18 protein-coding genes are annotated in these 25,013 nt (G+C 73.9%); 6 read left to right on the forward strand and 12 right to left on the reverse strand.

The genetic code is table 11. From position 1 onward, the window contains the following. Positions 1–128 precede the first annotated feature (128 nt). On the forward strand, positions 129–818 hold the full coding sequence (locus FB455_RS25555; RefSeq protein WP_145755110.1) for a TIGR03089 family protein: 690 nt from the start codon (positions 129–131) through the stop codon (positions 816–818). A gap of 134 nt (positions 819–952) precedes the next feature. Here the strand turns inward: FB455_RS25555 and FB455_RS25560 are convergent, their stop codons facing one another. Together FB455_RS25560 and FB455_RS25565 are read right to left on the reverse strand one after the other, a co-directional pair. Beyond that, a complete protein-coding gene (locus tag FB455_RS25560) occupies positions 953–2,944 on the reverse strand; it encodes an acetoacetate--CoA ligase (protein WP_030271208.1) in 1,992 nt (663 codons plus the stop codon). Between the two features lie 321 nt (positions 2,945–3,265). After that, positions 3,266–3,781: an acyl-CoA thioesterase gene (locus FB455_RS25565; protein ID WP_013284146.1), complete on the reverse strand. Its 516-nt coding sequence runs from the start codon at positions 3,779–3,781 to the stop codon at positions 3,266–3,268. 23 nt (positions 3,782–3,804) lie between these two features. Here FB455_RS25565 and FB455_RS25570 point away from each other — a divergent pair, with 23 nt between their 5' ends. Then, on the forward strand, positions 3,805–4,458 hold the full coding sequence (locus FB455_RS25570) for a hypothetical protein (RefSeq protein ID WP_145755111.1): 654 nt from the start codon (positions 3,805–3,807) through the stop codon (positions 4,456–4,458). A gap of 52 nt (positions 4,459–4,510) precedes the next feature. Here FB455_RS25570 and FB455_RS25575 read toward each other — a convergent pair whose 3' ends face one another. Further along, positions 4,511–5,674, reverse strand: a complete 1,164-nt coding sequence (locus FB455_RS25575) for an acyl-CoA dehydrogenase family protein (protein WP_013284144.1) — start codon at positions 5,672–5,674, stop codon at positions 4,511–4,513. Positions 5,675–5,921: 247 nt separating this feature from the next. On the opposite strand from FB455_RS25575, the gene FB455_RS25580 reads away from it, so the two are divergent. After that, complete coding sequence (locus FB455_RS25580) at positions 5,922–7,349, forward strand: UDP-glucose dehydrogenase family protein (protein WP_013284143.1); 1,428 nt, start codon at positions 5,922–5,924, stop codon at positions 7,347–7,349. 161 nt (positions 7,350–7,510) lie between these two features. Next, positions 7,511–12,424 carry an SCO7613 C-terminal domain-containing membrane protein gene (locus tag FB455_RS25585; RefSeq protein WP_145755112.1) on the forward strand — a complete coding sequence of 1,638 codons (4,914 nt, stop codon included), beginning with the start codon at positions 7,511–7,513 and terminating at the stop codon, positions 12,422–12,424. A 293-nt stretch (positions 12,425–12,717) separates the two neighbouring features. On the opposite strand, the gene purE is transcribed toward FB455_RS25585, so the two are convergent. The 7 genes from purE to mca all read right to left on the reverse strand — a co-directional run bounded on the left by purE (position 12,718) and on the right by mca (position 21,484). After that, complete coding sequence (gene purE, locus FB455_RS25590; protein ID WP_013284141.1) at positions 12,718–13,209, reverse strand: 5-(carboxyamino)imidazole ribonucleotide mutase; 492 nt, start codon at positions 13,207–13,209, stop codon at positions 12,718–12,720. Further along, the gene (locus FB455_RS25595) at positions 13,209–14,366 is read right to left on the reverse strand and encodes a 5-(carboxyamino)imidazole ribonucleotide synthase (RefSeq protein ID WP_030271213.1); all 1,158 of its coding nucleotides are present in this window, start codon (positions 14,364–14,366) and stop codon (positions 13,209–13,211) included. Before FB455_RS25595 ends, purE begins: the two co-directional genes overlap by 1 nt. Before the next feature lie 64 nt (positions 14,367–14,430). Then, positions 14,431–16,467: a thioredoxin domain-containing protein gene (locus FB455_RS25600; RefSeq protein WP_145755113.1), complete on the reverse strand. Its 2,037-nt coding sequence runs from the start codon at positions 16,465–16,467 to the stop codon at positions 14,431–14,433. A gap of 85 nt (positions 16,468–16,552) precedes the next feature. Further along, entirely contained in the window at positions 16,553–17,446 is an 894-nt protein-coding gene (locus FB455_RS25605; protein WP_114919476.1) for a hypothetical protein, read from the reverse strand. Between the two features lie 111 nt (positions 17,447–17,557). Beyond that, complete coding sequence (locus FB455_RS25610; RefSeq protein WP_030271218.1) at positions 17,558–20,089, reverse strand: putative bifunctional diguanylate cyclase/phosphodiesterase; 2,532 nt, start codon at positions 20,087–20,089, stop codon at positions 17,558–17,560. Positions 20,090–20,269: 180 nt separating this feature from the next. Beyond that, positions 20,270–20,554, reverse strand: a complete 285-nt coding sequence (locus tag FB455_RS25615) for a hypothetical protein (protein WP_013284136.1) — start codon at positions 20,552–20,554, stop codon at positions 20,270–20,272. Positions 20,555–20,602: 48 nt separating this feature from the next. Beyond that, on the reverse strand, positions 20,603–21,484 hold the full coding sequence (gene mca / locus FB455_RS25620; RefSeq protein ID WP_013284135.1) for a mycothiol conjugate amidase Mca: 882 nt from the start codon (positions 21,482–21,484) through the stop codon (positions 20,603–20,605). Positions 21,485–21,727: 243 nt separating this feature from the next. Here mca and FB455_RS25625 point away from each other — a divergent pair, with 243 nt between their 5' ends. Continuing rightward, on the forward strand, positions 21,728–22,162 hold the full coding sequence (locus FB455_RS25625) for a DUF4307 domain-containing protein (RefSeq protein ID WP_145755114.1): 435 nt from the start codon (positions 21,728–21,730) through the stop codon (positions 22,160–22,162). A 145-nt stretch (positions 22,163–22,307) separates the two neighbouring features. After that, a complete protein-coding gene (gene greA / locus FB455_RS25630; RefSeq protein WP_013284133.1) occupies positions 22,308–22,808 on the forward strand; it encodes a transcription elongation factor GreA in 501 nt (166 codons plus the stop codon). A gap of 134 nt (positions 22,809–22,942) precedes the next feature. On the opposite strand, the gene ilvA is transcribed toward greA, so the two are convergent. Both ilvA and FB455_RS25640 read right to left on the reverse strand, forming a co-directional pair. Then, entirely contained in the window at positions 22,943–24,163 is a 1,221-nt protein-coding gene (ilvA, locus tag FB455_RS25635) for a threonine ammonia-lyase (protein WP_013284132.1), read from the reverse strand. Continuing rightward, a complete protein-coding gene (locus FB455_RS25640) occupies positions 24,160–24,948 on the reverse strand; it encodes a DUF4328 domain-containing protein (protein WP_232236674.1) in 789 nt (262 codons plus the stop codon). Before FB455_RS25640 ends, ilvA begins: the two co-directional genes overlap by 4 nt. Between the last annotated feature and the right edge of the window lie 65 nt (positions 24,949–25,013).

The following is a 25,013-nucleotide window of genomic DNA, read 5'->3' on the forward strand; positions in this document are numbered from 1 at the left end:
AGTTGTGGGGAATAACACTCTCGGCAAGCCTACGCCGGGCCGGGCGCGGGGCGCTGACCGCGACCCGACGGTACGCCGACTTGTCGCTGTCATCGAGTACGCACGCGGGGCGCGTATCGTTCGCGCCGATGGCCGACAACATTGCCCGGGTGTTCGCCGACGCGATCGCGACCGACCCCACCCGACCGCTGCTGACCTGGTACGACGACGCCACCGGCGAACGCACCGAACTCTCCGGGGCGACGCTCGCGAACTGGGTGGCGAAGACCGCGAACCTGCTCACCGACGAGGTCGGCGCCGCGCCCGGCGACGCGGCCGGGGTGCTGCTGCCGCCGCACTGGCAGACCGCCGCCGTGCTGCTCGGCTGCTGGTCGGCGAAGCTCACAGTGACCGGCACGCCGGGCCCGGTGGAGGCACTGTTCGTGGCCGTCGGCCGGGCGGACGAGGCGGCCGGGTGGCCGGCCGGCGAGCGGTACGCGCTGGCACTCGACCCGTTCGCGCTGCCGATGCGGCAGGTGCCGGCCGGCTGCACCGACTTCGTCTCCGCGGTACGCGGACACGGCGACCACTTCACGCCGTACCCGGCCGGCGGCGAGGCGGACGCGGCGCTGCTGGCCCGCGCACAGGCTCGCGCCACCGAGCTGGGCCTGGCTCAGGGCGACCGCCTCCTGGTCGACGTGACCACCCACCCCGACCCGGTCGACTGGCTGCTCACCCCGCTGACCGCAGGCGCCAGCGTGGTCGCGTGCGCCCACCCCGACCCGGCCCGCCTGCCTTCCCGCGCCGAAACCGAGAAGACCACCCACACCCTGACCTGACGCCCGCCCCTTCCTCTCCCCCGCGTTGATCTTGCGGTTTCGGCCCTCGGGACGGGTGATTCGCCCCCTTCGCCGGGGCGGAAAGTGCAAGATCAACGGGCGGGCGGCGGGGCGGCGGGGCGGAGAGTGCGAGATCAGCGAGGCGGAGCGGGGCTGTCGGCGGTGGCCCGGCGCTGGGCCAGGGCGGCGAACGCCGTCAGGGACTCCGGGTTGGCCAGGGCGCCCTTGGCCGCCGCGCTGTCGACCGGGGTACCCGTCAGGATCTTCTTGACCGGCACCTCCAGCTTCTTCGCGCTCAGCGTGCGGGGCACGGCCCGGACCTGGTGGATCTCGTCCGGCACGTGCCGCGGCGACAGCGCGGTACGCAGCTCCCGGCAGATCTTGCGCCGCATCTCGTCGTCGAGTTCCAGGCCCTCGGCGAGCACCACGAACAGCAGCAGCTCGCCCGCGCCGCCCTCGTCGTCCTCCAGGTGCACGACGACCGAGTCGACCACCTCGTCCAGCCCCTCGACCACCGAGTAGAACTCGGCGGTGCCGAGGCGTACGCCGCCCCGGTTGAGCGTGGCGTCGGACCGGCCGGTGATCACGCACCCGCCGCGCTCGTTCACCGTGATCCAGTCGCCGTGCCGCCACACCCCGGGATAGACCTCGAAGTACGCCTCCCGGTAGCGGGCGCCGTCCGGGTCGTTCCAGAACCCGACCGGCATGCTCGGCATCGGCTCGGTGATCACCAGCTCGCCGAGCTGCCCGATCACAGCGCTGCCGTCGGCGGAGCGGGCCTCCACCTTCGCGCCGAGCGCCCGGCAGGCGATCTCCCCCGCGTACACCGGCAGCAGCGGCACGCCGCCGACGAACCCGGTGCACACGTCCGTGCCGCCGGACAGCGACTGGAGCTGGAGGCGGTCGCTCACGTTCTCGTACACCCAGGTGAAGCCCTCGGCCGGCAGCGGCGCGCCGGTCGAGCCGAGGCCGCGCACCGCGGACATGTCGGCGACCTCGCGCGGCACCAGCCCGGCCTTGCGGCAGGCCAGCAGGAACGGCGCGGACGTACCGAAGTACGTGGTGCCGGTGTCGGCGGCCAGCCGCCACAGCGCGCCCAGGTCGGGGTGGCCCGGGTTGCCGTCGAACAGCACGATCGCCGCGCCCACCGCCGGGCCGGAGACCAGGAAGTTCCACATCATCCAGCCGGTCGTGGTGAACCACAGGAACCGGTCGGACGGGCCCAGGTCGTGGTGCAGCGCCAGCATCTTGAGGTGCTCCAGCAGGATGCCGCCGTGGCCGTGCACGATCGGCTTGGGCAGGCCGGTGGTGCCGGAGGAGTACAGCACGTAGAGCGGGTGGTCGAAGGCGACAGGGGTGAACGTCAACGGCTCGTCCGTCGCCGCCGCCAGCTCCGCCCACGGCAGCGCGCCGTCGGGGGCCGGGCCGTCCGGATCGAGGTACGCGATGGCGACCGTGTGCCGCAGCGACGGCAGCGCGGCCCGGATCGCGGCCACCTCGGCGCGCCTGTCGACCGGCTTGTCGCCGTACCGGTAGCCGTCCACGGCGACCAGCACCGTGGGCTCGATCTGCTGCCAGCGGTCGGTGACGCTGCGGGTGCCGAACTCGGGCGCGCAGGAGGAGAAGATCGCGCCCAGGCTGGCGGTGGCGAGCAGCAGGACGTACGTCTCCGGGATGTTCGGCGCGTACGCGGCCACCCGGTCGCCCGGCCCGACACCGAGGCGGCGCAGCCCGGCGGCCACCCGGCGGACCCGCTCGCGCAGCTCGGCCGCGGTGAGCGTCTCCGGCGCGCGGGTCTGACCGTGCGCGATCACCGCCGGGTCGTCGTCGCCCAGCCCCGGCATGCGCAGCACGTTCTCGGCGTAGTTGAGCGTCGCGCCGGGGAACCAGCGGGTGCCCGGCATGGCCCGGCCGGTGAGGGTGGCGGTCGGCGGGGTGTGCGCGACCACGTCGAAGTAGTCCCAGATCGAGCGCCAGAAGGCGTCCAGGTCGGTCACCGACCACTGCCACAGCGCGTCGTAGTCGGCGAACTCCAGCCCGCGGTGCTCGGCCAGCCAGCGCAGGTAGTCACCGATCCGCGACCGCTCCCGCACGTCCGCCGGCGGCGTCCACAGCACGTCAGCCACTGTTCCACCCTCCCCTGGGCCCGCCACGACGGTGTGCCGGGGCCGTGGCGCCATCTTGCCCTACCTCGTGCCGCCATTGTCCGCGCCGGGTACGCCGTACGGGGCGTGCCCCGCCCACACCCCGAACCCCCACCCCATGTGGCTCGCGTGTAAGGAAGGGCCCCCTATTAACGCCTCGTGCAGAGGAAGGGCCCCTTGTTAACACCTCGCCCTCCGCGGGTGTCTGCCGCCGGTGGAGGCGGCGCGGGTAGGCCCGGGGGGGGTGTTAACAGGGGTCCCCTCCTCTACCGCAGGCGTTAACAAGGGGCCCTTCCTTACACCTCAGCCAGCGCGGTGGGCCTGGATAGCGCGGCGCCGGGCGAGCCGGTGCGCGCGCCGGATCTCGGCCTCCCGGAAGCGGCGCTCGTCCTCCGGCGTCTCGGGCAGCACCGGGCGGACCGGCCGGGGCGTGCCACCCACGTCGACGCCCACGAACACCAGGTACGCGGTGGCGACCCGGACCGGTTCCTCCTCGGCCGAGTCCCAGCGTTCGGCGACCACCTTCACCCCGACCTCCATCGAGGTCTGTCCGGTCCAGTTGATCTGCGCGTGCGCGTGCACGAGATCGCCCACCCGGACCGGCTCGGAGAAGACGATCTCGTCGATGGACGCGGTCACCGCGGTGCCGCCGCTGTGCCGCGCCGCCGCCGCGCCGGCGACGTCGTCCACGAATTTCATCAGTACCCCACCGTGCACGGTCCCGTACAGATTGACATCGACCGCGGTCATGATGCGACTGAGCGTGACGCGGGAGTACGACGTGGGCTTACCCGGCGGGACCGCGGGATGATCTGTCATGCCGAAAACGGTACGGTGCGCGGATGCGACATCTCTGGAGCTTCCTCGCCGGGTTGGCGGTGGCGCCCGTCACCTGGGTGCTCGTCACGCTCGGTCAGGACGGATCTGAGCGGACCGTCGACCGCTGGGTGGAGATCGGGACGTACAGCACGCCGAACCTGATCGAGCCGGCCGTCTATCTGGGCGTCGCCGGCATCCTGCTCGGCCTGCTCGGCACGTTGCGCTTCTCGCCGTTCGGCCCGCTGGTGGCCGGCCTGCTGCTCGCGGTCCCGTACCTCGGGCTGTTCGTCGCGCCGTTCAGCGTGCGGGACCGGGTGCCGGACGACCTGAAGCTGCTCGGTGACCCGCTGCCGCTGCGCGACCCGCTGGACAACGGCACGCTGTTCCTCATCGGCGTGCTGCTGCTGATGGCGGTGTTCAGCACGAGCCGCTGGCGGCGTCCCGCCACACCCGCGACGGCCGAGGCGGAGCTGACCCCGGCCGTCGCGCCGGTGGAGCACAAGCCGGCGCTCACCGACTGGCCCCCGGCGCCGGCGAAGGACCCGGACACGCCGCCGCTCACGCTGGCGTACCCCGAGACCCCGACCGAGCCGCTGCCCCGCCGCACCGGCGGCGAGTCGCCGTGGTCCGCGCCCCCGCGCGGCGCCGGCCGGCCGGAGGGCACCGAGAGCCGTTGAACGAGCGCGGGCGGGCCGGTACGCACCGGCCCGCCCGCCCGAACGCCTGCGGTCAGCCCTTGAGTAGCTGACGCGCCATCACGATGCGCTGCACCTGGTTGGTGCCCTCGTAGATCTGGGTGATCTTGGCGTCCCGCATCATCCGCTCGACCGGGTAGTCGCGGGTGTAGCCGTAGCCGCCGAGCAGCTGGACCGCGTCGGTGGTGATCTCCATGGCGGCGTCGGACGCGAAGCACTTCGCGGCCGCACCGAAGTAGGTCAGGTCCGCGTCGCCGCGCTCGGACCTGCCGGCGGCGGCGTACGTGAGCTGCCGCGCCGCCTCCAGCTTCATGCCCATGTCGGCGAGCATGAACTGGATGCCCTGGAAGTCGGCGACCGGCTTGCCGAACTGCTTGCGCTCCTGGACGTAGCCCTTGGCGTAGTCCAGCGCGCCCTGAGCGATACCGACGGCCTGGGCGGCGATGGTGACCCGGGTGTGGTCCAGCGTCTTCATCGCGGTGGCGAAGCCGGTGCCCTCGGCGCCGATCATGCGGTCGGCCGGGATCCGGACGTTGTCGAAGTAGACCTCACGGGTGGGCGAGCCCTTGATGCCGAGCTTCTTCTCCGGGGCGCCGAAGCTGACGCCCGGGTCGGACTTCTCCACCACGAACGCGGAGATGCCCTTCGAGCGCGCTGTGGGATCGGTCACGGCGAACACGGTGTAGTACTCGGAAACGCCCGCGTTGGTGATCCACCGCTTCACGCCGTTGAGCACCCAGTGGTCTCCGTCACGTACCGCCTTGGTGGTCATCGCGGCGGCGTCGCTGCCCGCCTCCGGCTCGGAGAGGCAGTAGGAGAACATGCCCTCCCCGGCCGCGACCGGGGTGAGGTACTTGCGCTTGAGTTCCTCGGAGCCGGCCAGCAGCAGCGGCATGGTGCCCAGCTTGTTCACCGCCGGGATCAGCGAGGACGACGCGCAGGCCCGGGCCACCTCCTCGATCACGATGGCCGTGGCCAGCGCATCCGCGCCGGCGCCGCCGTACTCGACCGGGATGTGCGGGGCGTGGAAGTCGGCCGCCCGCAGGGCCTCGTAGGACGCCTTGGGGAACTCACCTGTCTCATCCGCCTCGGCGGCGTGCGGAGCCACCTTGGCCGCACAGACCTCACGGACCGCCTCCCGGATCGCCTCGTGTTCCTCCGGCAACCGGTAGACGTCGAACGACTGCTCTGCGGCCATGTCGGCCCTCCCCTTTCACCGCTATCATGCGCAGTCTGTGCCGCCCGGGGGCCGACGACTGCCGCAAACTGAAGGATAGCCACCGGCCCCGGCCGAACCTTACCGGCGGGTAGGCTCGCGCCCGAGCCTCGCCCGCCCAACCCCATTACCCTCACAGCAGACATCCAGTTCCCTCGGTGCCCGGCCTCGGCGCCCCAGCAGAATGCGACGCGTGGAAGCGCCGCCAGTGCGAGCGGAGAAGACAGGCGTGACGATTCCGTACCCGAACACCCAGCCGATGCCCGCCATCGCCGCGGTGACCCCGCCGTCCGGCGCCGCCCGCCCGCGGGTGACCTTCCTCGGCACCGGCTACCTCGGTGCGACCTACGCCATCTGCTACGCGGAGCTGGGCTACGAGGTGCTCGGCTTCGACGTCGACGCGGACAAGATCGCCAAGCTGAACGCGGGCGAGGTGCCGATCCACGAGCCCGGCCTCGACGAGCTGCTGCGGCGCAACCTGGCCGCCGGCCGGCTGCGGTTCAGCACCGACATCCAGGAGACCGCAGACTTCGGCGACGTCCACTTCATCTGCGTCGGCACCCCGCAGCGGGCCGACGGCATGGGCGCCGACCTGTCGTACGTCGAGGCGTCCGTGACCAGCCTCGCCCAGCACCTGACCCGCAAGGCGCTGATCGTCGGCAAGTCCACCGTGCCGGTGGGCACCGCCGAGTGGGTGGAGCAGCTCGTCGGCAAGCACACCCCGGCCGACCTCGGCGTCGAGGTGGCGTGGAGCCCCGAGTTCCTCCAGGAGGGCTTCGCCGTCGACGACGTGCTGCGTCCGAACCGGATCGTGGTCGGCGTCAAGAGCGAGTGGGCCAACGGCATGCTCTTCGCCGCCCACAAAGGCGTCTTCGACCTCGCCGCCACCGAGGACCGCGAGGTGCCGCTGGTGGTCACCGACTTCGCCACCGCCGAGCTGGTCAAGGTCGCCGCGAACGCGTTCCTCGCCACCAAGATCTCCTTCATCAACGCGATGGCCGAGGTCTGCGAGGCGGCCGGCGGCGACGTCACCCAGCTCGCCCGCTCGATCGGCTACGACCCGCGCATCGGCAACCGCTTCCTCCAGGCCGGGCTCGGCTTCGGCGGCGCCTGCCTGCCCAAGGACATCCGCGCCTTCCAGGCCCGCGCGCAGGAGCTGGGCGCCGGTGAGGCGCTGCGCTTCCTGCACGAGGTGGACCTGATCAACCAGCGCCGCCGCAGCCGCGTGGTGCAGCTCGCCGCCGAACTGCTCGGCCGCCGCTCCGGGCCGGCCGGCCCGGACCTGTCCGGCACGCGGGTCGCGGTGCTCGGCGCCACGTTCAAACCCAACACCGACGACGTACGCGACGCGCCGGCGCTCGCGGTCGCCTCGCTGCTCGGCAAGGCCGGCGCCGACGTGCACGTGTTCGACCCGCAGGGGGTCGAGAACGCACGCCGGGCGGTGCCCGAGCTGACGTACGAGGAGACGATGAACGACGCCGTCCGCGGCGCCGACCTGGTCTGCGTGCTCACCGAGTGGGCCGAGTTCCGCAACGCCGACCCGGTGGCCCTGGGCGAGCTGGCGAACGGCCGCAAGGTGGTCGACGGGCGCAACTGCCTCGACTCCACACTGTGGACGCAGGCCGGCTGGGAGTACCGCGGCATGGGTCGCCCCTGATCCGCTGAGCGCGCGGACCGGCCGCCGGGGAACGTCTCCCGGCGGCCGGTCCGTTTTTGTTGTCCCGAACGCGGCGGCAACTGTCGAAATCCCGGCCCACTCAAGGCATGCTGCCTCTGGGAGGTCCACAGTGCGGGGGCACGGGCGGACGGGAGACTGTCGTGGAGAGCTTCAGGTGCGCCTCGTGCGGGCAGGACATCAAGCCCGCCGTCGTCTGCCCGCACTGCGGCGCGCACCAGCCGCAGTGGGCCGAGCACCTGGCCGACATCGAGCGCTCGATCGCCGAGATGAAGGCCCGCGACGCCGAGATCGCCCGGGAGCAGCGGCAGATCGCCGCGAAGATGCAGGCCGCCCTCTTCCAGCGGGACATCCTGGCGCACGCCGGTGAGGAACGGATCCGGCAGGCCACCCGGCCGCGCCGGGTGCTGCGCCGCCGGCCCGGCCGCCGCCCGCCCACCGCCGCCACCGGCGCGCCGCCCCGGGTGCCCCGCCAGGGCACCCCGCCGCCCGGCCCGCCGGAGGACCTGCCCCCGTCGCCGCCGCGCGGCCGCCCGCGCTGGCTCGACGCGGACGACCCGGAGCACCCGCCCGAGGCGTCCTCGCGCGAGGTGCAGAACATCCCGCTCGGGCTGGGCGCGCTCCTGCTCGGCGTCGCCGCGGTGGTCTTCGCCGCGGTCGCCACCAGCTCGATGGACGCGCTGGCCCGCCTTGGCGTGCTGCTGGTGGCGACGGCGCTGATGCTGCTCGCCCCGCCGGTGCTGGCCCGGCGCGGGCTCACCTCCACCGCCGAGACCATCGCCGCGGTCGGGTTGCTGCTGGTGCCGCTGGCCGGGTACGCGCTCTGGGCCGTGGACCGGATCGGCGGCGGCTCGTCGGGTGCCGCGTTCGCCGGGACGATCTTCCTGGTCACCACGCTCGTCGCTCTCGGGTACGCGTACGGGACGGGTCTGCGCGCGCCACGCTTCGCCACAGTGCTGGCCGCCCAGCCGGTGCTGCCGCTGCTGGCGTACGAGCGGATCACCGGGCCGGTCGGCTGGGCGCTGGTGCTGACCGTGGTGGCAGTGCTCGACCTGGCGCTCGCGCGCTCGGCGGTGGTACGCGAGCGGCCCGTCCGGCGGGACCTGCCCGTCACCGAGCAGGCACCTCCCGTCCCGCCCCGGCAGCGCGCCGACGACGACCGGCCCGAGTCGGCGCCGGAGGAGTCCGCCGAGGTGCTGGGCGGTGAGACACCACCGGGTCCGGCCGCCACCGCCACCGCCCGGCCGGTGCCGTGGCTGCCCGAGCTGACCTGGCTGCTGCACGGCGTGGCGGTCGCTGTCGCGCTGGCGTACGCGGTGACCGGACTGCTGCGCGCCACCACGGTGCCGCCGGCCGCCGCCGCGGGCACGGTGCTGCTGCTCGCCGCCCTGGTCGCGCTGGCCGGGACGCTCGTGCTGCGCCGGCCGCCGCTGCCGGACGTGGGCGCCGGCATCCTCACGCTGGCGGTCATCGGCGCTCTCGGCCGGGTCGCCTCGGTGGCTCTGCCCGGCCGGTCCCTGCTGCTCATCTCTGCCGTCATCGCGCTGACCGGGCTCGCCGTCCGGGCCGTACCGGAGACGGCCCGGCGTGGCCCGCAGATCGCCTCCGCGGTGGCGCTCACGGTCAGCGGCCTGGTGGTGGCCGGTGGCGCGCTGCGCGCCGGGCTGGCCCCGGTCCGGGCCGCCTTGCCGGCGTGGTCGGCGGATCTGACCGGATGGCACGCCGAGCTGGCCCGGGCGGTCGGCCCGACCGGCTGGCAGCTCGCGGCCAGCGCGTCGTTGCTCACGATCGCCGCCGTGATCGCGCTGCCGGCCGAGATCCGGCGCGAGTTCGCGGTGGTCGGCGCGGCGCTCACCGCGCTCGCCGTACCCGCGTCGCTCGGTCTGGGCTGGGCGGCGGCCTGCTGGCCGATGCTGCTCACAGCGGTAGCGGTCGGCGTGCTCGGGCTGACCGCACGCACCGAACGGTCCGCTGTGGCGCACGCGGTGACAGCGGCCGGGCTGGGCCTGGTCGGCGCGGGTGCTTCGCTCGCCCGCCCGGCGCTCACCGCCGCCGCGCTGACTGTTCTGTTCCTGGCCGGGGCGCTGGTGTCCCTCGCCCCGCGGGTCCGGCTCGCCGCCGCCGCGACGGAGACGGTCTGCTCCTGGGCCGCGGGCGGCGCGGCGTTCGCCCTGCCCGGTGCCGTCGCCGCGTTCGTGGCGGCCACGGTGCCGACGCCGCCGGTCGCCACACCGGCGAACCTGCGCGAGATCACCGTGCCGATCCTCGCGGCGAGCTTCCTCGCCGTCTGCGTCACGCTCGGCTACGCCGCCCTGGTGCAGGTGGCGCAGCGGCACCTGAGCATGCCGCACGCGCTCGGTACGGTGCTCGGCGCGGTGGCGGTCGCCGCCGCCGCGTTCGGCGCGCCGGGCGCGACCTCGGCCGACGCGTGGGTGGGGAGTCTGCTCCTGGTCGCCGCCGCGCTGCTGGCGCTCGCCCCACGCATCGACGCCGGCCGCCGCGCGGACATGTCCCTCGACGGGTCCGACCTGGCGCTCGCCGCCACCACAGTGGCGCTCGTCGCCACGCTGGCCCGGATCGCCGCGGTGCTCGCCCCCGGCGGTCAGCTCGTGGTGGCCTCCGCGCTGGTGCTGCTGGTGGCGGTGGCCGCCCGCGCGCTGCCCGAGGAGTGGCGGCGCGGCCCGATTCTCGGCATCGCCGCCGGTGGCACGCTGATCGGCCTGATCGCCGCCTGGAGCGCGTTGCGCGGCGGACTCGGCGTGCTGGCCACCCCCGGCCCGATCTGGGCCGGTGACCTGTCCGGCTGGCCGGCCGCGCCGACCGGCGGGTCGACCTGGCAGGCCCCGGTCGCGCTGGCGCTGCTGGGGGTGACCGCGGCGATCCTGCTGCCGCCGCCGTGGAAGTACGACGTCTCCGGCCTGGCCGCCGTGCTCGCCACGGTGGGCGCACCGGCCGCGTTCGACCTGCCCTGGTGGTCCCCGGTGCTGGTCGGCTGCATGGTGGCCACCGTCTACGGCATGGCCGCCGCGGCCGCTGTCGATCCCCGGGCCGCGCTGTCCCGGGCCACAGTGGCCGGGGTGGTGGCGCTGCACGCGGCCGGGGCCGGGCTGGTACGGCCGTGGACGACAGCGCTGGCGCTGGGCAGCATCGCGCTGATCGGCGCGACGGTGGCCGCAGTGGCCCGCACGCTCGCGCCTTCCCTCGTCGACGACATCCGCAGCGAGGGCATGCCGCCGCACCTGGTGCAGGTGGGCGGCGCGGGCGCCGGAGCCGCACTGCTCGCGCTGCCCGGCGCGGTGGCCGCGCTGGCAGTCGAGTACGGCCGCCCACCGCAGGTGGTGCTCACCGCCGCGCTCGCCGCCGCCAGCATCGGGCTGGCCGCGATCGCGGCGGTACGCCGGCAGGTGCCGCAATACCTCCCGTACGCCAGCGTCGCGGTGGTCGGCGCGGCCACAGTGACCGCCGCCGCGGCGCTCGCTGTCGGCCTGCCGGCGGGCGTGTTCGCCGCCGCCGCCGCGCTGCTCGGTGTGCTCGCCGAACTGGTACGGGCCGCCACCGTCCCGCCCGCCGGTTCGGGCCGGCCGGTACGCCGCTGGACCGTGCTGCTCAACGGGGCGCTACGACGTGCCCCGGACGATCCCGAGCTGCGCTGGCGGGTCAGCCCGGCGGCTGGCGCGCTCGCCGCCGCGGCGCTGCCCACCGCACTGGCGCTGGCCACGCTGGCGCCCTCACTCGTGGTGGCGCTGTTCTCGCCGTTCGCGGTGCTGGGCCGGGTGTGGCAGGGGCCACCACCGGAGTTGCTGACCCCGCCGCCGGAGGCGGTCAACCCCACGCACGTGCTCACCGCGCTGCTGCTGACGGTGACCGCGGCGCTGGCCGCCACCGGGTTCAGCGGCGGCCGGCGGTCCCGGGCGGTGCCGGTGATCCTGCCCGGCGCGGCGATCACCCTGCTGATCACGCCGGTGGCGCTGGGGCGGGGCTGGCCGGTGACCGCGCTTGCCGCGCTCGCGGTGTTCACCATCTCGATGCTCGGGCTGGCGCTGACCCCGCCACCGGCGATCGCCGAGCCGGGCCGGTCGATCCGGGTGGCCCGGGTGCTGGTCTTCGCGCTGGGGCTGGCCGCCGGTGGCGCCGGGCTGGCCGGCAGCCTCGCCACGAGCGACCTGACCGTGTTCACGCTCGGCGGGGCGGTCGGCGTGGGTGCTGTCGCCGCGCTGTTCGGCACCACCCAGCGGGCGCGCATCCTGGGCTGGTTGTTCGGCTCGGTGATGGCTCAGCTGTTCGTGCTCACGATCGGCCTGAAGTCCGGGCTGGCGGCCGTCTGGTCCGCGTTCGGGGTGCTCGCCGTCGGCGCGGCGTTGCAGGTGTTCGCCGCCACGCTGCCCCGGCTGCGCCGTCCCGAGGCGTACCGGGAGGCGGCCACAGTCGAGTGGAGCGGCTACGGGGCGGCGCTCATCGCGCTGGCGCTGGCGTACGACTCGCCCCGGCACATCGCCGCGCTGCTGGCCGCCTGGGGCGCGGTCCTCGGGGTGGCGGCCAGCCGTCCGGGACGTCGTCCGATGGAGCGCAACCTGCTGTTCTGGGCGGTGGTGGCCTGCGAGATCAGCGCCTGGTGGATCCTGATGCGGGTGGCCGACGTGGCGCTGCCGGAGGCGTACACGCTGCCGTTCGCCGCGCTGGCCCTGCTGGTCGGCGTCCTGCAACTGCGGCACCGGCCCGACCTGTCGAGCTGGGTGGCGTACGGGCCGGCGCTGGTCACCGCGTTCCTGCCCACGCTGGCGATCGTGATCGCGACCGAATCCAGCATGCTGCGTCAGGTGCTGCTGCTGCTCGGCGCCGTCGCGGTGCTGATCTTCGGCTCGACCAGCCGGCAGCAGGCCCCGGTGATCGTCGGCGCGACGGTGACCGCTATCGCGGCCGTGCACGCGTTGTTCAGCCTCGGCCCGTGGCTGGTCCTGATCCCGGTCGGCATCGTGCTGCTGGTGCTGGGGGCGAGCAACGAACGCCGCCGCCGTGCCCAGGAGCGCCTCCAGACCGCCCTGCGCGGCATGCGGTGAGCCGGTCCCGGTCGGGCCTGGGACGCGACTGATCAGGTCACGCTCCGTGTCGACGGGCTGCGGCGGGGATGATGCCCCTCTGCCGCCTTTGCTCTGCACCCACTGACGCAGCAGTCACCAACTGTGACGATGGCCGCCGCCGAGCCGTTTGGGGGCGCGAGGCCGGGTTGCAGGCCAGAGCCGTGCTGCGCCGATGGCTGCAGAGCAAAGTCGGCGGAGGGCACAGACACGCGTCGGCCCGGCCGGTCACGCTGAGCGACCAGACACCTGGGAAACAGAGAGTGACGAGACGGTCAGATCAGGGAGGCGCGCAGCGCGGCATCCTTCTCCGCGACCAGGTCCTCCAGGCTCGCCTGGTAGGCGGCCATCCTGTCGCGCAGCACCGGATCCGAAGCGCCCAGGATGCGTACCGCGAGCAGGCCGGCGTTGCGAGCGTTGCCGATCGACACGGTGGCGACCGGCACCCCGGCCGGCATCTGCACGATGGACAGCAGCGAATCCATGCCGTCCAGGTACTTCAGCGGCACCGGGACACCGATCACCGGCAGCGGGGTGACCGAGGCGACCATGCCGGGCAGGTGAGCCGCTCCGCCCGCGCCCGCGATGATCACCTGGACGCCACGACCGGCCGCGGCCCGTCCGTACTCGATCATCTTGACCGGGGTGCGGTGCGCCGAGACCACACCAACCTCGTACGGCACGCCGAACTCGTCGAGCGCCTCGGCGGCGGCCTTCATGACCGGCCAGTCCGAGTCGCTGCCCATGATCAGCCCGACGGTGCTCATCAGTGCCCCTCCTGGAGCCAGCGGGCGGCACGCGCGGCCCGGGCCCGTACATCGTCCAGGTCGTTGCCGAGCACCGTGACGTGCCCGATCTTGCGGCCCGGGCGCACCTGCTTGCCGTACAGGTGGACCTTGGCCCCGGGCTCGGCGGCGAACAGGTGGTGCAGCCGCTCGTCGATGGACCTGCCGCCCGGCGCGCCACCCAGCACGTTCGCCATCACCACGACCGGCGCGGTCAGCGAGGTGTCCCCCATCGGGTAGTCGAGCACCGCCCGCAGGTGCTGCTCGAACTGGGAGGTCCGGGCCCCCTCGATGGTCCAGTGCCCGGAGTTGTGCGGCCGCATCGCCAGCTCGTTGACGACCAGCCCGGACGGCGTGTCGAACAGCTCCACCGCGAGCAGGCCGACCACGCCGAGCGCGGTGGCCAGGTCGATGGCGAGCTGCTGCGCGGCCACGGCCTGCTCCTCGGGCAGGTCGGGCGCGGGCGCCAGCACCTCGACGCAGATGCCGTCGCGCTGCACCGTCTCCACCACCGGGTACGCGGCGACCTGCCCGAACGGCGAGCGCGCCACCTGCACGGCCAGTTCCCGGCGCAGCGCCACCCGCTCCTCGACCAGCAGCGGGGTGCCACCGGCGAGCAGCGTGGCGGCCAGCTCACCGGCCTGACCGGCGTCGTCGACCATCCAGACGCCGCGCCCGTCGTAGCCGCCCCGGGCGGCCTTGAGCACCACCGGCCAGCCGGTCTCCTCGCCGAACGCGATCAGGTCGGCCGGGGACTCCACCGGACGCCAGGCCGGGTTCGGCGCGCCCAGCTCGCCGAGCCGTTCCCGCATCACCCGCTTGTCCTGCGCGTGCACCAGCGCCTCGGCCGGGGGGAACAGCTTCACGCCCTCGTCGGTCAGGGTGCGGATGTGCTCGTTGGGGACGTGCTCGTGGTCGAAGGTGACCACGTCGCAGCCCTTGGCGAACGTGCGCAGCGCGGCCAGGTCGGTGTGGTCGCCGTACTGGACGTCGGCGGCGACCAGCGCGGCACCGTCGTCCGGGGCGAGCGCCAGCACGCGCAGCGACTGGCCGAGAGCGATGGCGGCCTGGTGGGTCATCCGGGCCAGCTGGCCGCCACCCACCATGCCCACGACGGGGAGACCGGTACGGGAGTCCATAGCGCCGCCAGCCTATAAGGGCCGGTGCCGGGCCGGACCGTGAGGGCGGCCCGGCCCACTCCGCTCAGCCGAGCTGCGCGACCAGCTCCTCGACGCCGGTCACCGGCCGTTGGCAGACGAAGCCCCGGCAGACGTACGCGGCGGGCTTCCCGTCGACGAATGGCCGCCCGGCCAGCAGCGGCACGCCGGGCTGGTCCGGGGCGCCGGCCACCACCACCGCGCCGGGCGGGGCGTGGCGCCGGGCGGCGGCCACCAGCGGGTCGCCCTCCGGGTCGCCGGTCGCCACAGCGATCTCGTACGGCCCGGACAGCAGCGCCTCGCCGACGGTGGCGGCGTACCCGGTGAACCGGGCGTGCCTGTCGACGATCGGCGCGACTGTCGTCAGCGTCTTCTCGGCCGCCTCCCGGTAGCGGGTCTCGCCGGTCAGCGCCGCGTACGCCACGAGCGCCGCGACGATCGCCGACCGGCCCGACGGGGTCGCGTTGTCGGTCGGGTCGGCGGGCCGGGTGACCAGGCGCTCGGCGTCGTCGGCGGTGTCGTAGAAGGCGCCGTCCGGGCCGGCGAACCGGGCCAGCGCCACGTCGAGCAGCTCACCGGCCAGCGTCAGCCACCGCCCCTCGCCGGTGAGCTGGTGCATCGCGCAGAACGCCTCGGCGACGCAGCCGTAGTCCTCCAGCACCCCGGCCGGCTGACCCACGACCTTGTCCCGGGAGACGCGGCGCAGCCGGCCGTCCACGAGATGCACGGTGGCCAGGTGCTCGGCGGCGTCCCGCATCGCACCGTCGGAGACGATGAGCACGCCGTCCATCAGGTTCGCGTCTTCGTCGTCGGGCGACACGAGCAGCGAGGCGACCTGCTGGAACTCCGCGATGGCGGTGATCGCGAGCCCGTTCCAGGCGGCCACCACCTTGTCGTCGCGGGCGGGCTGGGGCCGGGTGTCGCGGGCGGCCAGCAGCCGGCCCACCACGTCCTGCCAGCGGGCCCGCACCTCCGGGTCGGCGTCGTCGACGTCCCGGGCCAGCCGCAGCACGCTGGTGCCGTGCTCGAACGTGCCGTCGGCGGTGACCTCGAAGAGGTCCGCGGCGAAGCGGCCGTCGTCCTCCCCCAGCACCTCGACGAGCTGGTCGGGTGTCCAGACGTAGGTGAGCCCCTCGACGCCCTCGGTGTCCGCGTCGAGCGCGGAGGCGAAGCCCTCACCGGCGCGGTGCAGCTCGTCGGCGAGGAAGCGGGCGGTGTCGCGGGCCACCCGGCGGGCCAGCCGGTCGCCGGTGAGCCGCCAGAGCTGGGTGTAGACCCGCAGCAGCAGCGCGTTGTCGTAGAGCATCTTCTCGAAGTGCGGCACGGTCCAGTGGCCGTCCACCGAGTAGCGGGCGAAGCCACCGGCGAGCTGGTCGTTGAGGCCGCCGCGGGCCATCGCCTCGCAGGTGTGCCGGACGATCTCCAGGCTGCGCGCCGAGCCGGTGCGCTGGTGGTGCCGGAGCAGGAAGAGCAGGTTCATGTGCGGCGGGAACTTCGGTGCGCCGCCGAAACCGCCGTTCGTCTCGTCGTACTCCCCGGCGAGCCGGCTCGCGGCGGCGTCGAGCAGTTCGGCGGTGAGCGGGGCGGTGACGCCGCCGACGGCCTGCGCGCCGCCGATCGCCTCGACCACTGCGGTGCCCTGCCGCAGCACCGCCTCGCGCTGGTCGCGCCAGGCGGTGGCGACCGAGCCGAGCAGCCGGATGAAGTTGGCGCGGGGGAAGTACGTGCCGCAGAAGAACGGGGTGCCGTCCGGCGTGGCGAAGACGGTCATCGGCCAGCCGCCCTGCCCGGTCATCGCCTGGGTGGCGGTCATGTAGACCGCGTCGACGTCGGGGCGCTCCTCGCGGTCGACCTTGACGCAGACGAAGTCGTCGTTCATCAGCCGGGCGACTGCCTCGTTCTCGAACGACTCGTGGGCCATGACGTGGCACCAGTGGCAGGCCGCGTAGCCGACCGAGATCAGCACCGGCACGTCGCGCCGTTTCGCCTCGGCGAACGCCTCGTCGCACCAGGGCCACCAGTCGACCGGGTTGTCGGCGTGCTGGAGCAGGTAGGGCGACGTGGCCTCGGCGAGTCGGTTCACCACCCGACCTTAGCGAGCGCGCGGAGCCGGTGCGGCGCGAGTGCGGCGGCCGGGCCGGGGTCGTGGTCCCGGCCCGGCCGCCGTCTCACCGGGTCAGGGTGAGCGTCGAGGTGTCCCGCACGGTGAACTCGTTCCAGTACTCGAAGTCGCGGACCAGGATCTCGCTGACCGCCTGGGCGGTGCCGCGCTGAAACTTGACGTCGGCCGGGTAGGTGGTGGCCGACCACGGCACCACCTGGCCCGGAACGCACGGGATGTGGGGTGAGAAGTAGCCGCGCACCGTGCCCGCCTTCTTCTGCTCCTGGACGAGTTCGCCCGCGATGGAGAAGGAGTCCGCCCGGGTGCAGGTGATCGAGCCGCGGACGGTGGCGATGCCCTTGTTGTCCACCGTCGCGACCGGATCGACGGTCAGTGTGACGTCGAGCGCCGGCAGCGGCGGCGGGTTGCCGATGTGGACCTGGCCGCGCAGACCGCCGGTCGCGCCCTCGCACCGGATCTCGAAGGTGGCGTCGAAGCGCTCGACGTAGTCGAAGGGCCCCCACGCGGCGTCGAGGACCGTGAACGAACCGGTGCTCTGCGCGCAGGAGCGCCCCCAACCGCCGTTGTAGAGGCGGATGCCGGCCGTGCCGCTCCCGTCCGGCTGGCCGACGTTCTGGTAGGTGTCGCCCGCCTTCAGCGGCTGGCCGGCCGGGGCGCTGATCTCCAGACGCCAGGTGTTGTCGGCGTCGCTCCAGAACTCCATCCCGAAGTGCTGCTGGTCGTGGCCCCACGCGTTCATCTCGTCGCCCGGTGTCGGTGCGGCGGAGCTGTAGGAGTAGGAGTTGCCGGCGGTGATCGGATCACCCGGCTCGCCGGTGACGGCGAACGACCAGGACTCCGCCGGCCGGGCCTGCGCCGGCGCGGGCATGACCAGGCCGGCGGCGCCGGTGGTCAACGCCATGGTCGAAGCGAGCAGGATCCGTCGCCAGGAACGTCTCATCGTCGTCCTCCCCGTGTGGACGTCAGCGGGGACGCCTGTCGTGCCCGCCGTGCCAGCAGCGTAGGACCGGCCGGGCGTCCTCCGCTGCCCCGTCCACGGCGGACGGACCGGTCAGGAGGCGCCGTCGGCGCGCAGCGGGAAGACGTTGCCCCGGGCGGCGTCGCGCAGCGACGCGAGCACTGCGGCGATCTTGTCGGCCGGCATCGGCTTGAAGAAGTGATAGCCCTGGGCGGCGGTGCAGCCCAGCTCGGCCAGCGCGGTGCGCTGCTCGGCGGTCTCGACACCCTCGGCCACCACCCGCAGGCCCAGTTCGTGGGCCAACCCGACGGTGGTCCGGACGATCGCCGCCGCCTCCGGCGAGTCGGCCATCCGGAGCACGAACGAGCGGTCCACCTTCAACTCGTCGACGGCGATGCGGGTGAGGAACGTCAGCGACGAGAACCCGGTGCCGAAGTCGTCCACGGCGAGCTGCACGCCCATACCACGCAGCGTGGCCAGCACCTCGTCGATGACCTCCAGCTCGCTCATCACCACCGTCTCGGTGATCTCCAGGACCAGCCGGTGCGGCGGCACCTGGTGGCGGCGCAGCGCCTCCTCGATCTCGGCGGGCAGCCGCGGGTCGAGCAGGCTGCGCGCGGAGAGGTTCACCGAGATCGGGACGTCCAGCCCGTCCCGCGCCCATCCGGAGGCGACCTCCAGCGCCTTGTCCAGCACGTACCGGGTGAAGCTGCCGAGCTGCTCGCTGTTCTCCACCGGGCGGATGAAGTCGGCCGGGCCGAGCCAGCCCCGGCGCGGATGCCGCCACCGGATCAGCGCCTCCACCCCGGTCGGCGCGCCGGTCGCCAGGTCCACCGCCGGCTGCAACGCCAGCACCAGCTGGTCGTCGGCGGCGAGAGCCTCCCGCATCTCCGCGAGCAGCGCCAGGTGGTCGGTGCTCGCCGCGTCGCGGGAGCTGTCGTACGCGGCGACGCTGCCGCCGCCCTCCTTCGCCTGGTACATGGCGATGTCGGCGCGCCGCAGCAGCTCCGTCAGGTCGGCCGCGCCCGCGTCGGCGACCACGACGCCCACCGCGACCTCCACGGACATCCGCACCCCGGCCACCTCGGTCGGTGCGGCGAGGCGCTCGGCGACCTCCCGGGCCTGGCGCAGCGCGTACGCCAGCGGGGCCGTCCGGTCCTCGACCAGCGGCACCGAGGTCAGCAGCAGCGCGAACTCGTCGCCGCCGAGGCGCCCGAGCAGGTCACCCGGCCGGGTCAGCGCGGCGAGCCGGTTGGAGGTGAGCCGCAGCAACTGGTCGCCCGCCGAGTGCCCGAGCGTGTCGTTGACCTCCTTGAACTGGTTCACGTCGAGCAGCAGCAGGGCCACCGGGTGGTCGTGCGCGCGCTGCCGCAGCGCCTGGTCCCCCTTGGCCAGCAGCGCCGCCCGGTTGAGCAGTCCGGTGAGCTGGTCGTGCACCGCGTCGTACGACGAGCGGGCGGTGACCAGCCGCAGCTCCCGGTGCGTGGCGGCGTCGTGCAGGGCGGCGGCCAGCGCGTCGCCGAAGGCCGCCACGCCGTCGCGTTCCCGGGCGCTCGGCGGGGCGGACCGGGCGAACCGCACCCGCAGGCGGCCGACGTCGGCGGATCCCACGGCGAGGCGGCGCACCAGTTCGTGCTCCCCCGCGTCGGCGCCGGCGGACGGCTCCACCTCCCGGTCGCGTACCTGCCCGCCGCGGTCGGCCCGGTAGCGGCGCCAGCGTCCCTCGCCCCGGGCCACGTCGACCTCGACCAGTTCCGCGCCGAACAGGGTGAGCGCCCCGGTCACCGCGGCGGTCGCCACGCCGCGCTCGTCGAGCTGGTTGAGTGCGGCGGTGGCCTCGGCGAACGCCCGCCAGGTACGCCGCTCCTGGTCGGCCCGGAGCCGGTGGCGGTAGGTCTGCTGGAGCAGCCAGAGCGGCGGCGGCAGGAGCAGCAGCCAGCGCGCGTCGAGTTCGAGCAGCGCGACGACCACCAGGCCGACCGCCACGTTGCCGACGAACATGAGCAGCTTGCCGCGCAGCGCGGCGAGCAGCGGCGGACCGATCGCGATGCCGTGCCGCAGGGCGAGCGTGACGGCGCCCAGGAAGGCGGTGGTGAGCAGGTACGTGACCGCGGCGGCGGTGAGCGTGAGCGCCAGCTCCGGGGTGGGCGCGGCGAGCAGCGGCGGGCCGAGCGCGGTGGCCACCGCGGCGGCGAGCGCGGTGGCGGCGGTGAGCGAACCGGCGATCGCCACCAGTTCCAGCGCCGGACGGCGGTCGGAGACCATCGACATCACGGTCCAGGCGGCGCCCACGCCCAGCAGGGCCGCGGCCGGGAGCCAGCCCGCCGGCACCAGCCAGAGGCAGACCACGAGCGCGGCCTCGCCCCAGGTGATGCTCACCATGCCCGACGCGGTACGGAAGCGCAGCCGGGCGAGCTGGGCCACCGCGAACGCGACGATGGCGATGCCGAAGCGTGCCGGACCGGGCAGCGGGTGGTCGGCCGGCAGGTGGGACGGGACGGTGAGGCCGAGCGCGGCGGCGAGCAGACCGGTCAGCGCGACCGCGACGGTGAGCAGGACGACGCCCACCGGTGTCCCGCGCAGGCCGATCCGGTCGGGGGAACGGTCGGCCGGCTCGGTGGTCACGGGGCCGCCCCGTCGACGGGTCGGGCCGGGGCATGGTCGGGGGCCGGTGCTGTCTTCGACATCGGCGTCCCCCTTCCGCGCAGGGTCCGGGGCCTGACGGTCCCCCCGGCGGAAGGCTAAGCCAAAGCCGGTGGTCGCAACAGGGGGCGACAACCGGCTTCGACGTGATTCACGCGGTGTTCAGCTGTTCCGGTGCTGCTGGGAGCCGTTGGGCGCATTCGTCGGTGAATCCTGCTCGACGAGCCCGTCTGTCGGATCGGCGACTGCGGAATCGGCCCGGCCGGGGGTGCCCTGCTGCGGGAAGCGGTCGGGCAGCCGGCGCAGCCGGGCGTTCATGTTGCGGATCAGCAGGACGGTGACGGTGGCCAGCGCGACGATGAGGAAGAGGCCCATCGGACCGGCCAGACCACCCGTACGGGTGTCACCGAAGTTGTTCTGCGCGAGCACCTCGACGGTGGTCAGCATGGTGTTCCTCCGATGTGCGACTGAGCACCAGGGTAGACCCCGGCCGGGTCAGTGGGCACGGCACGCCTCTCGTACGCCGGCGAACAGGTCGGACTCGGGCAGCGGGCTGTCGACCAGCGAGCGGGCGAGCTGGAAGTCCTCCGTCGGCCAGGCGCGCTTCTGCAACTCCATCGGCACCTGGAACCAGAAGCCGTCCGGGTCGATCTGGGTGGCGTGCGCGCGCAGCGCGTCGTCGCGGACCGGGAAGTAGTCGGCGCACTCGACCCGGGTGGTGATCCGGGCGCCCTTGTCGGGGCGCTCGTCCCAGCGCTTCATCCACTCGCCGTACGGCGACTCGAGCCCGGCGGCGAGCACCGCCTCGTGCAGGCTCATGATCTTGGCGCGGGAGAAACCCACGTCGTAGTACAGCTTCAGCGGCTGCCACGGCTCGCCCAGCTCGGGGTGGCGGTCCGGGTCACCGGCCGCGTCGAACGCCGCCACAGTGATCTTGTGGGTCATGATGTGGTCGGGGTGCGGGTAGCCGCCCTCCTCGTCGTACGTGGTGACGACGTGCGGGCGGAACTGCCGCATCAGGCGCACCAGCGGCGCGGCTGCGACGTCCACGTCCTGGAGGGCGAAGCAGCCCTCCGGCAGCGGCGGCAGCGGGTCGCCCTCGGGCAGCCCGGAGTCGACGAAACCGAGCCACGCCTGCTCGACGCCGAGGATGGCCCGGGCGGCGTCCATCTCGGCCCGCCGGATGTCACCGATGTTCGCCCAGACGTCGGGGCGGTCCATCTTGGGGTTGAGCACACTGCCCCGCTCGCCACCGGTGGCGGTGACGACCAGGACGTCCACCCCCTCGGCGACGTATTTCGCCATGGTGGCGGCGCCCTTGCTCGACTCGTCGTCGGGATGGGCGTGCACCGCCATGAGACGCAGCTGTTCTGCCACCTTCGGCGCTCCTCGTCTGTGCCCGCCGACCGACCCCCGGGCCGGCCGGCTGACCTGCCGGAATCTCCCCCCGCGCCCGCGAAAGCCCCCGTGACGGCCGGTCGGGGGCCGCCACCGGAGTGGCCAGGGCCACGCCCGCCGGTCCAGGCCGACCTGCCATCCTTGACTCAGCGCCGGGCTGGGAAGATGGACCTAGCCATTCTTGCCGATGCCGCCGACAACAACGCCAGGAGATACCCGCCGGTGAGCGAGACGCACGCCACAGTCGCCGCGAAGGCAACGGTCTTCCCGCCGGGCCGCTACGGCCGCCGCCGGGAGCCGGGGCGCCGCCGGCCGGTCCTGCTCGCCCTGACGGTGACGGTCATGCTCGCCGTCCTCGGCCTGGGCGCGGCGAAGCTCTACTACCAGTACGGCGACCCGGAGTACCAGGGCGAGATGATCAGCTACACCGACATCACCGACTCCCGGGTGGTGGTCGACTTCCGGGTCACCGTGCCACCGGGCGGCTCCGCCACCTGTCTGCTGCGGGCCCGCTCCCACGACGGGGCCCAGGTGGGCAGCGCCGAGGCCACCGTGACCGCGGAGCCCGGCCAGCGCCACATCCGGACCCGGCAGGAGGTCCCCACGAGCGCCCGGCCGTTCATCGGCGAGGTCCTGCGCTGCCGGCCCGCCGGCTGAGCCGGACCGCCGGCGAGTCGCCGGCCACCGCACCCCGGTCCCGCCGCCGGCACCCGGGGTGATTGATCACACCTCGACGCGACCCGCACTGGTAGCCTTGCAAGTTCACCTGTCAGCCAGTCCGCACCAATCGAGGAGACCGCCTGTGTCCACAAATGGAAACGAGGCGCCCGCCACCTGGCTGTCCCAGGACGCCTACGACCGTCTGCAGGCCGAGCTCGACGAGCTGATCGCCAACCGACCGGTCATCGCCGCCGAGATCAACGCCCGGCGCGAGGAGGGCGACCTGCGGGAGAACGGCGGCTACCACGCCGCCCGCGAGGAGCAGGGCAAGGCCGAGGGCCGCATTCTCTACCTCAAGGAGCTGCTGCGCACCGCCAAGGTCGGCGAGGCGCCGGACACCGACGCGGTGTCGCCGGGCATGGTCGTGAAGATCTACTTCGACGACGACGCCGACGACAGCGAGACCTTCCTGCTCGGCTCCCGGGAGATCGCCTCCACCACCGACCTCACGGTCTACAGCCCCGAGTCCGCGCTCGGCAAGGCCATCCTCGGCGGCAAGGCAGGGCAGACCTGCACCTACACGGCGCCCAGCGGCGCCGATATCAAGGTGACCATCGTCTCCTTCGAGCCGTACAGCGGCTGACCCCTCCGGACCCGCGCCGGACGGCTCGGGTCCCGAACCCGACCGAGGCTGACAGGCCCTCCTCGGACCCGAGCCGCACACCCGAACGCCCCGACCGGATCATCCGGCCGGGGCGTTCGCGTTCCGCCGAGCGCTCAGCCCTCGCCGGTGAAGACCACCTGGTAGCCGCTGGCCCGCAGCGCGCTGATCAGCGTGTCCGAGTGCTCCACCCCGCGGGTCTCCACGGACAGGGCCACCTCCACCTCGCCGAGGCGCAGATGCGGGTTGGCGCGCTGGTGCACCACGTCCACCACGTTGGCCCGGTGCTCGGCGATCTCGCTCAGCAGGGAGGCGAGCTGGCCGGGCCGGTCCGTGCAGCGCACGGTGATCCGCAGGAACCGGCCCGCCGCCGCCAGGCCGTGCTCGATCACCCGGAGCATGAGCAGCGGATCGATGTTGCCGCCGGAGAGCACCGCGACGACCGGCGCGGTCACCTCCACCGCGCCGGCCAGCAGCGCCGCCACGCCGACCGCGCCGGCCGGCTCGACCACCTGCTTGCCGCGTTCCAGCAGCATCAGCAACGCCCGGGAGATGTCCTCCTCGGAGACCGTGACGACGTCGTCGACGAGCTTGCGGACATGGGTGAAGGTCAGCTCGCCCGGACGGCCGACCGCGATCCCGTCGGCGATCGTCGCGAACGAGGGCAGCCGCAGCGGCTCGCCGGCCCGCAGCGAGGGCGGGAAGGCGGCGGCGCTCGCCGCCTGGACCCCGATCACGCGTACGTCGGGACGCAGCGCCTTGGCCGCCACCGCCATGCCCGAGACCAGGCCGCCGCCGCCCACCCCGGTCACGATGGTGCGCACGTCCGGGCACTGTTCGAGGATCTCCAGCGCCACGGTGCCCTGCCCGGCGATCACGTCCGGGTGGTCGAACGGGTGGATGAACACCGCTCCGGTCCGCTCGGCGAAGGTCTGCGCCGCGACGAGCGACTCGTCCACCGTGTTTCCGACCAGCTCGATCTGCGCGCCGTACCCCTTGGTCGCGGCGACCTTCGGCAGCGGCGCGTTCACCGGCATGAAGACGGTGGCGTGTGCGCCGACCAGCCCGGCGGCGAGCGCCACCCCCTGGGCGTGGTTGCCGGCGCTCGCCGCGACCACGCCGCGGGCCCGCTCCTCGGCCGAGAGCCGGGAGATCCGCACGTACGCACCGCGCACCTTGTACGACCCGGCGCGCTGGAGGTTCTCGCACTTGAGCCAGACCGGCCCGCCGAGCGCGGCGCTGAGCGGCCGCGACGGCTCCAGCGGGGTGGTACGGGTGACACCGGCGAGCAGTTCCCGCGCGGCCTGTACGTCGGCGAGACCGACCAGTTCCGTCATGCCCCGATCGTGCCACCCGGGGTGGGCGGAACCTGCGGCGACGTCGGCGCAACCGGCATCGGCGCGGCGGGCGCGGGCCAGCCCGGTCGGCCGGGCCAGACCGGCTGCCCGGGCCACACGGGCACGGCCCGGGAGAGCCGGTCCTGCTGGGCGGCGGAGATCCGGCGGACCAGCACGACGAACGCGATCCCGGCGACCAGACAGGCCACCGCCGGCACCAGCCGCGGCGCGAGCGCGTCCTCGTAGAAGCGCACGTACGTGGCGAACTCCGCGTCGTTGCGGGGCAGCTCGGTCAGCCGGTCGTAGCGCTGCTGCTCGGCCCGCGCGACGAACCGGTCGCCGATCAGGAACACCAGCCAGCTCGCCCACCACACCCCGACCAGCCACGACTGGCGGCGCTGCCACACGCTGTTGCGGAGCAGGTCGGCGAGCACCCGGGCCGGTACGACGAGGTTGGCCAGCGGCACCAGCCACCCCGCGATCGCCCACGCCGGGCTCAGGTTCGGCACCGCGCCCGGGAACGCGTCCAGGTTCTTGCGCGCCCGCCAGGTCCAGATCACCACGAGCGTCCCGGCGGTCAGGAGCGCGAGCAGGTAGGGCACCGAGAACAGCACCTCGGCCAGCACCGCGCCGAGCAGCACGTCCCGGTCGAGCTGCTCGGCGGCCGAGCGGGCCATCCGCACACCCACCAGCGGGAACAGGGCGGTGAGCAGGTAGCACAGGGTGGCGGCACCGACCGCGGACGCGCCGGCCACGGCCAGTCCGCGCACCCCGTACGTGGGCACGCCGGGGCTCACCGCGGGCTGACCGACTCGGGTGCCGCAGCGCCGGCACTCCTCATAGGCCGGGG

It is taken from the genome of Micromonospora sp. CNZ296 (assembly GCF_007827635.1).